The sequence below is a fragment of the Halorubrum gandharaense genome (assembly GCF_054654575.1).
In genome coordinates, this window is the sequence record NZ_BAAIET010000002.1 from 852,596 (window position 1) to 864,693 (window position 12,098).

14 protein-coding genes are annotated in these 12,098 nt (G+C 68.5%); 5 read left to right on the forward strand and 9 right to left on the reverse strand.

The window, feature by feature from the left end:
• Nucleotides 1-237: 237 nt before the first annotated feature.
• The 5 genes from phnE to ACYQ07_RS13310 all read right to left on the reverse strand — a co-directional run bounded on the left by phnE (nt 238) and on the right by ACYQ07_RS13310 (nt 3,905).
• Nucleotides 238-1,092, reverse strand: a complete 855-nt coding sequence (phnE, locus tag ACYQ07_RS13290; protein ID WP_459882375.1) for a phosphonate ABC transporter, permease protein PhnE — start codon at nt 1,090-1,092, stop codon at nt 238-240.
• Nucleotides 1,085-1,789, reverse strand: coding sequence for a phosphonate ABC transporter ATP-binding protein (locus ACYQ07_RS13295; RefSeq protein WP_459882377.1), 705 nt, complete (start codon nt 1,787-1,789; stop codon nt 1,085-1,087). Before ACYQ07_RS13295 ends, phnE begins: the two co-directional genes overlap by 8 nt.
• 24 nt (nt 1,790-1,813) lie before the next feature.
• Entirely contained in the window at nt 1,814-2,740 is a 927-nt protein-coding gene (locus tag ACYQ07_RS13300) for a PhnD/SsuA/transferrin family substrate-binding protein (protein WP_459882378.1), read from the reverse strand.
• Between the two features lie 140 nt (nt 2,741-2,880).
• The gene (locus ACYQ07_RS13305) at nt 2,881-3,165 is read right to left on the reverse strand and encodes a translation initiation factor eIF-1A (protein WP_459882380.1); all 285 of its coding nucleotides are present in this window, start codon (nt 3,163-3,165) and stop codon (nt 2,881-2,883) included.
• A gap of 182 nt (nt 3,166-3,347) precedes the next feature.
• Nucleotides 3,348-3,905, reverse strand: coding sequence for a P-loop nucleotide/nucleoside kinase family protein (locus ACYQ07_RS13310; RefSeq protein ID WP_459882382.1), 558 nt, complete (start codon nt 3,903-3,905; stop codon nt 3,348-3,350).
• A gap of 275 nt (nt 3,906-4,180) precedes the next feature.
• Here ACYQ07_RS13310 and ACYQ07_RS13315 point away from each other — a divergent pair, with 275 nt between their 5' ends.
• From ACYQ07_RS13315 to ACYQ07_RS13335, 5 genes are all read left to right on the forward strand, one after another.
• Nucleotides 4,181-4,306 carry a hypothetical protein gene (locus ACYQ07_RS13315; protein ID WP_459882384.1) on the forward strand — a complete coding sequence of 42 codons (126 nt, stop codon included), beginning with the start codon at nt 4,181-4,183 and terminating at the stop codon, nt 4,304-4,306.
• Between the two features lie 105 nt (nt 4,307-4,411).
• Nucleotides 4,412-4,876: an Lrp/AsnC family transcriptional regulator gene (locus ACYQ07_RS13320; RefSeq protein WP_459882386.1), complete on the forward strand. Its 465-nt coding sequence runs from the start codon at nt 4,412-4,414 to the stop codon at nt 4,874-4,876.
• Nucleotides 4,877-5,141: 265 nt separating this feature from the next.
• Entirely contained in the window at nt 5,142-6,638 is a 1,497-nt protein-coding gene (locus ACYQ07_RS13325; RefSeq protein ID WP_459882388.1) for a proton-conducting transporter transmembrane domain-containing protein, read from the forward strand.
• Nucleotides 6,631-9,129 carry a DUF2309 domain-containing protein gene (locus ACYQ07_RS13330; RefSeq protein ID WP_459882390.1) on the forward strand — a complete coding sequence of 833 codons (2,499 nt, stop codon included), beginning with the start codon at nt 6,631-6,633 and terminating at the stop codon, nt 9,127-9,129. The genes ACYQ07_RS13325 and ACYQ07_RS13330 overlap by 8 nt, the downstream gene beginning before the upstream one ends.
• A gap of 92 nt (nt 9,130-9,221) precedes the next feature.
• Entirely contained in the window at nt 9,222-10,469 is a 1,248-nt protein-coding gene (locus tag ACYQ07_RS13335) for an outer membrane protein assembly factor BamB family protein (RefSeq protein WP_459882393.1), read from the forward strand.
• Nucleotides 10,470-10,674: 205 nt separating this feature from the next.
• On the opposite strand, the gene ndk is transcribed toward ACYQ07_RS13335, so the two are convergent.
• The 4 genes from ndk to rpl7ae are packed head-to-tail and all read right to left on the reverse strand — an operon-like array spanning nt 10,675 to nt 11,935.
• A complete protein-coding gene (ndk, locus tag ACYQ07_RS13340; protein ID WP_459882395.1) occupies nt 10,675-11,154 on the reverse strand; it encodes a nucleoside-diphosphate kinase in 480 nt (159 codons plus the stop codon).
• Nucleotides 11,151-11,339: a 50S ribosomal protein L24e gene (locus ACYQ07_RS13345; protein ID WP_459882397.1), complete on the reverse strand. Its 189-nt coding sequence runs from the start codon at nt 11,337-11,339 to the stop codon at nt 11,151-11,153. Before ACYQ07_RS13345 ends, ndk begins: the two co-directional genes overlap by 4 nt.
• A 2-nt stretch (nt 11,340-11,341) precedes the next feature.
• On the reverse strand, nt 11,342-11,566 hold the full coding sequence (locus ACYQ07_RS13350; RefSeq protein ID WP_459882399.1) for a 30S ribosomal protein S28e: 225 nt from the start codon (nt 11,564-11,566) through the stop codon (nt 11,342-11,344).
• 6 nt (nt 11,567-11,572) lie between these two features.
• Complete coding sequence (gene rpl7ae, locus ACYQ07_RS13355; protein WP_459882401.1) at nt 11,573-11,935, reverse strand: 50S ribosomal protein L7Ae; 363 nt, start codon at nt 11,933-11,935, stop codon at nt 11,573-11,575.
• Nucleotides 11,936-12,098 lie beyond the last annotated feature (163 nt).

Here is a 12,098-nt window from a genome sequence, read left to right on the forward strand (position 1 = left end):
TTGTGGTGGCTCGACCGCAACCTTGCCGGCCGAGCGTGGCGCTGCTCCCACCTCGCCGTCTACCGGTCGCGGTCCCGCCTCTGGCGCCGGATCCCGTGCCGATCACGCTCGTCGGGTCGACGACCTCGGAAGCGTTCCGGACCCGTGAGCCGTCGCGTTCGGCGCCGCGCGCGGCTACGTGCTGTACGCGCCGGCGGAGTGACCCGTTCGGGACGTGGCGAACGGGAACGAGGCCGATCAGGCGTCCCGACCGCGCTCCAGCCCGTACCGGTCACGGAGCCGGTTGGCGACCAGCTCGACCCCGACCACGAGCACGAGGATGATGACGACCGCGGCCATCACCCGCGTGTAGTTGCGCGCGCGGAACGCCGTGATCAGCGGGTAGCCGATCCCGCCGGCGCCCACGATGCCGAGGACGGTGCTCTTTCTGGCGTTGATCTCGAGGTAGAACAGCGTCCACGCCAGAAACGCGGTCGACGCCTGCGGGAGCCGGGCTGCCGCCGTGGTGGCGACGACCGAGGCGCCCGCCGAGCGCACCGCCTCGGCGGGTCGCGGGTCGACCTCCTCCAGCTCGTCAGCGAACAGCCGGCCGAGGTCGCCGACCGTCCCCGCCGCGATGGCGAGCGCGCCGGCGACCGGCCCGAGTCCGGCGAGTACCACAAAGAGGAGGGCATACACCATGCTCGGAACGGCGCGGATCCCACCAAGGAGCGTCCGCACGCTGGTCGACACCGGCCGGGGACTCACGTTGCTCGCGGCGGCCACGCCGAGCAGGAACGCCAGCGGAAGCCCGATCGCGGTGCCGACCGCGGCGATCGCCAGGGTCTCGCCGGCCGCCGGCACCAACCGCGGGGCATCCGCACTGAGCTGTTCGAGCAGCGGCCCAGGCGCGAGCATCTCCTCGAACAGCACGCGCCGGAAGTTCTCCCGGTGGGCGTAGAGGTAGCCGGGGTCGAGGCCGATCCACCGCGCGGTCACCGCGACGCCCGTCACCAGCGCGAGCAGCCCCACGATCCGGGCGGCGGTCCGGCGCCGCCATCGCCGGCGAACGTGCTCGACCTCTTCCTCGACGGAGGGCGCGTCCTCAGCCATCGCCGTACACCTCTCGGCGGGTGGTCTCGTCGAACTCCTCGGCCGACACGTCGACGACCAGCTCGCCCGCGCGCATGCCGAGGAACCGGTCCGCGACCTCGTCCGCAAGCCTCGGCTGATGAAGGCTCACGACGCCGACGAGACCGTGTTCACCGACAACCTCACCAAAGAGGGCGAGCACCGACCGAGCGGTTTCCGGGTCCAGCGACGCCACGGGTTCGTCGGCCAGCAGAACGGACGGCTCCTGTTGGAGCGCACGGGCGACGCCAACGCGCTGTTGTTCACCACCGGAGAGCGACCCCACTCGACGGTCGGCATGCCCCGCCAAGCCGACTGCGTGGAGTCGTTCGACGGCGGCGCGCTTCTCCCGAGTGGAGTGGACGCCGAGCAGCTCGCGCCATTCCGGCTCCCGACCGAGCGACCCGTCGAGCACGTTTTCAAGGGCGGACTTTCGGTCGACGAGCGCCCCCGACTGAAAGACGAGCGCGGCGTCCGCCGGGGCGAGCGGAGCCCCGTCGAGCCGGACTCGCCCCTCGTCGGGTCGTTCGAGTCCGTCGAGACACCGCAGTAGCGTCGTCTTTCCGGCGCCGGACCGACCGACGAGCACGGTCACCTCGCCGGGTTGAAGCCGAGCGGAGACCGAACTGACGACCGTCTCGTCACCGTAGCGCTTCGTCAGGGTCTCGACCGTGAGCATGGCTGTGGACGGCTCGGTTCCGAGTTACTCCTCGCCCTCGTCGGCCGCCTCGTCGAGTGTGTCGACGTCGACGCCCATCTCGCTGGCGACGTCGCGGACCTGCTCGTAGAGGTCGCGGTCGAAGGGACCGTACTCGTCGACGCGGTGTTCCGCGAGCGCGTCCTCGGGGGTCGCCTGCAGGCGCTCGGCGAGCGCGTCGACGACCTCCGCGGGCGTGTCCGGGGTTGCACACACCACGTCGAACGGAATCGGGTCGCTCTCGGCCACCTTTACGATCTCGTCGTCGTTGGGGTGCTGGAAGTCGCCGTAGGCGGCGGCGTCGACGTGGCCCTCCTCTAACGCGCGGAGCGCGGCGTCATGACCGCCGGCCCATTCGATCTCGAAGTCGCCCGGCGGCGTCTCAACGTCGCCGGCGTCGAGACCCGCCTCCGAGAGCGTGTAGCGCGGGAAGATCCCGCCGCTTGCCGACATGGGGTCGACCATCGCGATCCTGCGCCCGTCGAGGTCCGCGAGCTCCTCGATGTCCGTCTCCTCGCGCGTCGCGATGTAGGTGTAGTAGGAGTCGGCGCCGTGTGACCAGTTGATCGCCAGCGGGTGGACGCCGTCGTCCATCGCCAGCGAGAAGATGATCGGGGAGAGGTTCGCGAGCTCCGTGTGGCCCTGCAGGACGCTCTCGACGACGCCGGCGTAGTCGGTCGTCGGCACGCCCTCGACGCTCACGGCCTCGAAGCCGTCGGCGAGCCACTCGAAGGTACCCTCGTACTGCTGTTCGAGCTCCTCGGCATCCTGAAACGGCGGGAGGCCGAACTCGACCTCGCCGTTCGCCCACGCCGCCACCGGCTGCTCGTCGGGGTCGTACGTCTCCTCGTCGCCGAGACAGCCGGCGAGCCCGGTTGCGCCCGCCGTCGTCGCGCCGGCGGCGACCGTCCGCAGGTAGGTTCGTCGTTGCATGTCCTGCCGTCCGTATCACTCGGGGATAACACCCGCGAATCGGAGGGCTGCGTGGTGGTCGATCACACGAGCGAGAGCGCCGGCGCGCGCAGGACGGCGGCGCCGCTCACTGGTCGACGCTCGCGGGAAAACACTGCGCGCTATTCGATGTGACCTTCGCGGCGCAGTTGGTCGGCGTCCTCGTCGGAGTAGCGCCACTCGACGTTCGCCTTCTCGTCCTGCCAGCTCCACGGTTCGGCGACCACGACGTCGCCCTCGTTGATCCACGTCCGGTACTTCATGCGGCCGGGGATACGGCCCATCCGCTCTTCACCGTCAGCACACCGAAGCGTCACGTGGTTTCCGCCGTTGTGTTCGGTCACGATGGCGAACACTTCGTCGTCGTTGGGCATTCGGAGGTTCCGTCGCCCGGATTCTTCGCTCACATCAGATATAGTGTGTTGAGGTTCTTAAGTCATGGGAGACGCGTGTTAGCGATACCCGCATGCGGAGTCGCCGTGGAAGTGGCGCACAGCGGCGCCACGCGCGGCGGTCACGGCGAATCCGTGGTTACGGTCGGGAGTGTGGCGACCGCGGGCGGGAGTCGATCGGGACGGCGCTCACCCCCTCAGAACTCGGCGTCGACCTGCGCGAACGTCGCCGCTTCCCCGCCGGAGTTGTCGACGACGTGGTGGTCGGCGTCGATCTCGTCGAACAGCTCCTTGAAGTGGAGGTGAATGTCGAAGTCGGCGTCGCTGATCCCGTCGCGCGCGGCGATCCGCCGCTCGACGACGGCCTCCTCGCACTCGACTTTCACCAGCTCGAAGTCGTCGGCCGCCTCGTCGGCCATGGCCCGGACGTTCTCGCGGAACTCGCGCTCGGCGAAGGTCGCATCGAGGATGATGTTCTCGCCGTCTTCGATGCGGTCCCGGGCCCGGGAGAGGAGCTCGGCGTACACGGCTGCGGTCTCCTCGTCGGTGTACTCGGGGTCGGGAAACAGCTCCTTGCGGATCACGTCGGTGCGGAGCACGCGCCCGTCGAGGTGGGTCGCGATCCGCTCGGCGACGGTCGTCTTGCCGACGCCGGGGAGCCCGCAGACGACGACGAGCTCGCCGGCGTCGACGGCGGGCTCGGCGCTCGCTTCGGCGTCGGAATCGGCCGCCGCGGCCGCGTTACGGTTCGACATCGGCCCTCCGTCGGCGTACGGCGGTCGGTCGCCCAGCGTCAGTCATCCGTCCGAATCCACAGGGGAGACGCAAATGAATGTTCCCCTCGGGAGGCGCCGAGACACGCGGTGACACTCCCGCCGGCCGACCGTGCCGACGGGCGACGGCCGTCAGTGGCGCTGACCGCCGGCCGCCGACTGTTGACTTCCCACCGCCGGCCCTCGACCGCCAACCGCCGGCCGCCGGTGCTCCTGCGAGCGAAGCCTTGAAATCGCCCGGTGACCTTCGGGCGAACATGGAGCACATCATCCTCGACGAGGACGACGAGAAGCTCGCGCCCGCCGTCGTCGTCGCCACGATCGCCCTACTCGGCGTGTTCGTCGTGGGCTTTCTGGTCCAGATCGTCGGCCTCGTCATCTAACGCCCAGTCGCCGGCGTTCAGACCGACGATCGCTGTACCCCGAACTTCCGAGCCCTCCGCTGCCGGACGGCGTCTCTTATATCGGAAGCGGTCGATCGGGCACGTATGGCGGACTACGAGCTCGACGAGACCGACAGGGAGATCCTGTTTGCACTGCAAGAAGACGCGCGAACGCTCTCGTCGGGGGAGATCGCGGAACGCACCGACGCCTCATCGAGTACGGTACGCAAGCGCATCCAGCGGCTCGAATCCGAGGGGATCATCAAGGGCTACACCGCCGAGGTTGACTACCGGAAGGCGGGCTACCCGATCCGAATGCTGCTGTTCTGTACCGCGCCGATTCCCGAACGGCAGGAGTACATCGACGACATTCTCGAGATCCCGCGCGTCGTCTCCGTCCAGGAACTGGTCACCGGCGAGCAGAATCTGCTCGTAACGGCCGTCGGCGAGGACGACAGCGACATCACCCCCGTTGCGGAGGCCCTCCTGGAACTCGGACTCACCGTCGCCGACGAGGTGTTGGTCCGCGCCCACGAGTCGACGCCATTCGACGACTTTTCTCACGAGTGAGCGCCGGATCGTCGGAGCGACTGAACGCCGGCGACCGCCTTCCACCGACCGTAGCGAGCGCCGGCGCCCGTTGAGACGACGCGCGAGACTCACATGAACAACCATTATGTTCCTTAGTGGCACATATTGCGAACAGATTGGTAATCTCGAAGGTTATAATAACCAGTATGTTCTATCAAGAGTCAGAAGATGACCAGTTGCTGTCGGTTTCAGTGGAGAGATCTGCTGGTGACGCGCTGTGCTGGTCGGGGCGAATAACCGAATAATGGACGGAGAACCGCAATCAACGGAGGGAAGGGGGGCACAGGACGCCGAGACGACCGCCAGCGCGACCTCGTGGGTCCCGCGAACGGCAACCCGAGTGGTGTGGACGCTGTTCCTCCTCAGCGTGGCGACGCTCGTGCTCGCGGTGTTTGGCCGGGGCGCGTGGAGCGTTCCGGGCGTCATCGCCGTCGACGGCCTGACCGTCGTCATGTGGGTCGTGGTGACGTTTTTCAGCGGCATCGTCCACAGCTACTCCCGGCGGTACATGGCCGGCGACCGCCACCTCGACGGCTTCTTCGCCCGGATCCTCGCGTTCACGCTCGTCGTGATGGCGATGACCGCCGCCGACCACGTCGCGCTCTTCGTGGCGACGTGGCTCGGCATGGGCCTCCTGATGGCGTCGCTCATCGGTCACGAGCGCGACTGGGTCCAGGCGCAGGCGGCCGCCGGGCTCGCCCGACGGTACTTCCTCGCAAGCACGGCGCTGCTGGCGGTCGGCCTCGCCACCCTCGCACTGGCGACCGAGACGACCTCCATCGCCGGCATCGTCGGCGCGGTCGAGACGATCCCCCGCGCGCTCGTCGTCGTCGCCATCGGCACCATCCTGCTCGCCGCGGTCATCCAGTCCGCGCTGTTCCCCTTCCACGGCTGGATCATGTCGTCGATGACGGCGCCGACGCCGGCGTCCGCGCTGATGCACGCCGGGTTCGTCAACGCCGGCGGGATCCTGTTGACCCGGTTCGCCCCGGTGTTCACCGCCGAGCTCGCGGCGATGGCCGCGATCGCCGTGGTCGGCGCGGTCAGCGCGCTGCTCGGGCAGGCACTCGCGCTCGTCCAGACGGACGTGAAGCGCAAACTCGGCTCCTCGACGGTGGCCCAGATGGGCTTTATGATACTCCAGTGTGGGCTCGGCTTCTTTTCGGCCGCCATCGCCCACCTCATCCTCCACGGCTGTTACAAGGCGTATCTGTTCCTCTCGTCGGGCGCGGGCGTCGAACGGACGACGCCGAAACACGCCAAAACCGCGTCGCTGGGGCTCCCGAGTGCCGTTGTCAGTCTGGCGACGGCGGCCGGGGGCGGCCTGCTGTTCCTCACTCTCACTGGAAAGGGGGGTGAGGTCGCCCTCGACAGCGGGCTCATCCTGACGCTCGTCGTCGTGTTGACGACGCTGCACGCCGGACGTGACATCCTCCGGCGCACGACGCTCTCGCCGACGGTCCGACTCGTCTGCATCCCTGCCATCGTGCTGACGGCCATCAGCGCGTACGCCCTGCTGTTCAACGCCGTCTCCACAATGCTCGCCGGCGTCCCCATGACGAGCACGCCGACCGATCTCACCCCGCTGCACGCGCTCGTCGCCGGCCTGTTCGTCGCCGCTTACGTGGTGATGGAGCTCGGCTGGCACCGGTCCAGCGAGCGGCTGTACGTGACGCTGTTGAACCTCTCGCAGCCGGCACCGTCGACGGTGCTGACACGGACGGAGGAATACAATGACTGAGACATCCACCATCACGGAACGCATCGAGCGCGCCGCCGAGACCGTCGGGTCCGCGTGGCCGATCCACTCGTTCGTCACCGCGAACCCCCTCTCGGGGTTCGAGGACCGCCCCTTCCACCGCGCCGTGGCGGACGCCGAATCGGTGTTCGGCGGGCGAGGATACCCGAAGCCCGCCGTCTTCCGTCGCGCCTGGGAGGAGGGGCGGATCGACTCGGACGTGCTGGCCGCGGAGCTCGACGCCCTCGGCGTCGAGCGCGACCCGGAGGACACGCTCGAGGAGATGGCCGCGGCGACGAACGAGGAGTCGGACGAGGTCGACGAGCCGTCATCGGCGATGGAGCCAGTCGACCGGCTGACCGCGAAGTGGCTCGCCGCGTTTCTGGACGAGGGACGGGCCGGGTGGCCGATGCCCAACCGCGAGGAGGGGTTCTACGCCGCCTGGCGCACGCTGGCGCCGTACGACGACGAGGTTCCGGGCGTGCGGCAGCCGTCGGACCTCCCCGAGAACGCGACTGAGGCGCTAGAGAGGGCACTTCATGATCACCCCGAACCACAGTGGGAGGCGATCTTCGAGCACCATCTCGCGGCCCTTCCCGGCTGGACCGGGTTCGTCAAACGGCGCGCGACCGACGGCCACGGGCCGTGGAAGGAGGCCGCCCCGATCTCGCTTGCCGACCTGCTGGCTGTGCGCCTCACGCTTTCCGACCAGCTTGGGGTTCCCGTCGCGCCCGCTGAGGTGACCGCCGAGCGCGAGGCGGACGACGACTCCGACGACCTGACCGACGAAAACGACGAGAACGACGACGTTCCACTGGCCGAAGCGTGGCTGAGCGCGTGGGAAAAGAGCTACCGCAGTCGTCTACTCGACGACGTGAGCGAGAACCCGGCGGCCGCGGACGGCGGCGAGTCGCGCCCGGCCGCACAGCTCGTGTTCTGTATCGACACCCGCTCGGAGATCATCCGCCGCCATCTGGAGAACGCCGGCCCGTACGAAACGCACGGCTACGCGGGCTTTTTCGGCGTCCCCATGCGCTACCAGTCGTACGGGAGCGATCTGGGTGTCGATGCCTGCCCGCCCATCGTCGACGCCCGGCATCACGTCAGCGACCGTCCGGACCCCGCTTGCAGGGACGACACCTCGACGCACGACCGCTGGACCGACCTCGTGACGGCGACGCGGAAGCACTTCAAATCACTCAAGAGCAACGTCGTCGCCGCGTTCCCGTTCGTGGAGGGCGGCGGCAGCGCCTACGGCGCGGCACTCGCGGGTCGGACGCTGTTCCCGGGCGCCGTCCACCGCGCCAAGCGGGTCGTCGACGAGCACGTCCCCTCCCCAAGCGAGTTCAGTTCGCCGGCGATCGACGCGACGGAGGATGGACACGGGCACGCCGCCGACGGCGGTCTCCCCCACGGGATGACCCACGAGGAGAAGGTCGAGTACGCTGCGACCGCCTTCAAGCTGATGGGGTGGGAGGAGTTCGGCCGGCTGGTCGTGTTCACCGGGCACGCGAGCGAGACGACGAACAACCCGTTCGACTCCAGTCTCGACTGCGGCGCCTGCGCCGGGAACCCGGGCGGCCCCAGCGCCCGCGTGCTCGCGACCATCTGCAACGACGAGGACGTACAGGAGAGTCTCCGTGAGCGGGGCCACGACATTCCGACGGACACGGTGTACCTCGCCGCTGAGCACAACACGACCACCGACGAGGTGACGCTGTACGACGACGCGGTTCCCGAAAGCCACCACGAGGAGCTCGCCCGGCTCCGTGAGAACCTCGAAGACGCCCGCGCCGCGGCCGCCGCCGAGCGCGCCGCGTCAATGGGGGCCGCTGACGGCACCAACGCCGGCACCGGGGACGACGCCGGCACCCCCGACGACGGCGTCCGCGAGGTGGAGCGTCGCGCGTCCGACTGGGCGGAGACCCGCCCCGAGTGGGGACTGGCCGGCAACGCCGCGTTCGTCATCGGGCCGCGGGAGCTGACGGCCGGCCGGGATCTCGACGGCCGGGCGTTCCTCCACTCGTACGACCCGTCGACCGACCCCGACGGCGACGCGCTGGAGGCGATCATGACGGGGCCGCTCGTCGTGACTCAGTGGATCAACAGCCAGTACTACTTCGCGACGGTGGACAACGCCACCTACGGCAGCGGCTCCAAGACGACGCAGAACCCGGTCGGCAACGTCGGCGTCGTACAGGGCAACGCCGGCGACCTGATGACGGGCCTCCCAAAGCAGTCGCTCATGGCGGCCGACGACCGGCTGCAACACCAGCCCCTTCGGCTGACCGCCGTGGTCCACGCGCCCGTCGAGCGCGTGACGGAGATCCTCCGGGAGCACGAATCGGTGCGCCGGCTGTTCGACAACGGGTGGCTGCATCTCACCGTCGTGAGCCCGGAACAGGACGGCGGCACGTACCACTACCAAGGTGGTCTGGAGTGGGAGTCGCCCGTGTCGGCCACTCCAACTCCCGAACCGGCTCCCGCCGACTAGCCGATCTCTCGACAGCCACCCGCTTTTCAGTCCGACATCGTGAGACGACCGCTTCCGACAGCGGTATGCCCGCCCCTCCCTAAGCGCGCGTAATGGACCGACGCGTCCTCATCGTCTTGCTCATTCTGTTCGCCGGCGGCGCGACCGGCGTCGGCGTCGCCCTCTTTGCGTTCGTCGGCCTCGACGACGCGACCGCAGACACCGAAGTCGTCTGGGACGCCGACCCCGCACACGGCGACGACGGCTCCGGCGCGGTCGTGGCGACCGTCGACGGCGACCCCCTGATCGTCCAGCCCGCGGGCGCCGAGGCGCTTGCTGTTGATGACACCAATGAAGCCGACCGCGACGGCCTCCGCGCGCTCGACGCCGATGGCGACGTGGCGTGGACGCACTCCCTCCCTGACGGCGTGAGTGCCGCCGAGACGAGCGGACTCGTCGCCGGCGACTTTAACGGTGAGTCGGTCGTGGCGTTCACGACCGACGCGGGGGAGCTGGTGGTCGTGAACGCCGCAAACGGCGAGGAGCGGTTCGTGGTCGAGCTCGACGATGCGGCGGGACTCGAGCCCGCGTTCGTCGACCTCACCGACGACGGCGAGACGGAACTGGTCGCGGTGACTGCGGACGGTACCCTGCTCGCCGTCGACACCGACGGAGACGAGGTCCTCGAAACCGCGCTCGACGGCAGTCCGGCGCTCGAACCGCTCGCGGTGACGGGCGATCCCGAAGCCGACGCGGTCTCCGGAACTTTGACGAGCGCGGGTGTCGCGGTGCTGACCGACGACGCCGACGGACAGCGCGTCAGCGTGGTTGACGGCGACGGCGACGTCGTCTGGAGCGAGCCGACGGAGACGACCGCGCTCAGCTGGAACGCCGCCGACACCCGCCGTGGCGGCATCGTAGCGCTGGGCGGCGTCGACGGGACGCTGACGACGCTGGAAGTCGCCGACGGCGCGTCCCGCTACTCGGTCGGGTTACAGGACGCTCCCGTGGACGTGGGCGGCGCCGACGCCGGGCGGATCCACGTCGGCGGCACCGGCGACCTCTGGGCCGTCGACCTCCTCGACGGCGAAGTGGTCTGGAAACAGCAGTATGGTGGCGAAAACCGCGTCAACGCCCCCGCCGTGGGTGACGTGACGGGCGACGGTGACGAGGAGATCGTCGTGGTCAACCGGGGCGGCGGCGTGCTCGGCACGAACAGCGGCGGCGAGGCGGTCCTTCGTGGGGGCCTCGACGACACGATCGTCTACGCCACGCCATTGTTGGCGGACGTGACCGGCGACGGCGGTAACGAGGTCGTCATCGTCACGGAGGATGGACGGGTCGTCGTGTTGGGTGTTTAAGAGGGAACCGACGGGAGAACCGCACGACTCCACGCCAGCGCCAGTTATTTTCACCGGAAACGTGGTGTGTCGTGGAGCTGCAGCTGTCGAGCCGTAAAAACGGGCCGGCGGTCGCCGGCCGACGGCCGCAGATGCGGCCAATTGGGTGGTCACGTGGGTGACCGATCGAGTAGATGACCGGCCGAAAGACCGGTCAGGGTTTGCGTTAGTGGTCGCCGGCGTCCTCGTACACCCACGCCGAGGCGTCGAGGTCGTAGTCGACGAGCTCCGACTCGTCGAAGAACAGGTCGATCTCGCGTTCGTTGGCGCCCTCGTCCTCGTGGTCCGACGCGTGGATCACGTTGTGGCCGAGGTCGAGACCGAAGTCGCCGCGGATCGTGCCCGGGGCGGATTCGGCGGGGTCCGTCTCGCCAACCATGCTGCGGACCTGCCGCGTGGCGTCCGCGCCCTCCCACACCATCGCGAAGACGGGGCCGGAGGTGATGAACTCGACGAGGCCGTCGAAGAACGGCTTGTCCTCGTGTTCACCGTAGTGTTCGTGGGCGAGCGCCTCGTCGATCCGCATGAACTTGCCCGCGACGAGCTTGAGTCCGCGGTCCTCGAACCGCGAGACGATCTCGCCGATGAGTCCGCGCTGGACGCCATCGGGCTTGACCATCACGAAGGTGCGCTCGTCCTGGCTCATTCGCCGCCCTCGGCACGACCGTCCTCGGTCCACTCGAGGTCACGCGCCTCGCGTCCGAGGAAGTAGTTCTTCTCCGCCTTCGAGTCGACGAAGTGGAGAATGCTACCATCCTTCTTGACGAACATCGTGCCCGTGCCGGGCTCGATATCCTCGCCGCTGAAATCACAGGTGCGTCTCTCAACCATTGTTAGCGACCTCCGATGGAGTCTGCGTCACGCTGGGTCTCGCGGAGCTGGAGCACGTCGCCCAGCCGAACGGGGCCCAGGACGTTCCGGGTGATAATTCGACCCTGGTTCGATCCTTCCTGGATGCGGCATTTGACCTGCATGGCCTCGCCGTGCATCCCGGTCTTGCCGACGACCTCGATAACCTCCGCGGAGGTGGAGTCGCCGGTTCCCTCTTCTGCGCTCATGGTGGATTACCGGAGTTCCTCGACCTTCTCCGCGATGTCCTCGACGTCGTCGGCGGCGTCGCCGGCGTCGACGACTGCGGCGGCGGCCGAGCCGACCTCGAGGCCTGCGGCCTGGCCGACCTCGTCCTGCGTGTCGACGAAGACGACGGGGATGCCCTTCTCCTCGGAAAGCTCGGGAAGGTGCATGACGATCTCCTCGGGGGAGACGTCCTCGGCGACGAAGACGAGCTTGGCGTTGCCGCGCTCGACGGACTTCGTGGTCTCGTTCGTTCCTTTCTTTACTGTACCGGTGTCTCGTGCGACCTCGAGAGCCTCGAGGGCTCGCTCGGCGAGGTCGGCTGGGGTCTCGTAGTCTACGTAAACTGCCATATGTTGTTCACCTGTCCTCCGTGCGGGCTCGCGTGTCCGTCCCGTGGTCGGTCCCTATCGGAACGGCACATCATCAACCCCACAGAGGCTGTAGCCCTGAGTTCGCCGCGGCATCATAAAAGCGCTTTCAATGCGATCCGGCCATGCGAGCCGGGCACACGCC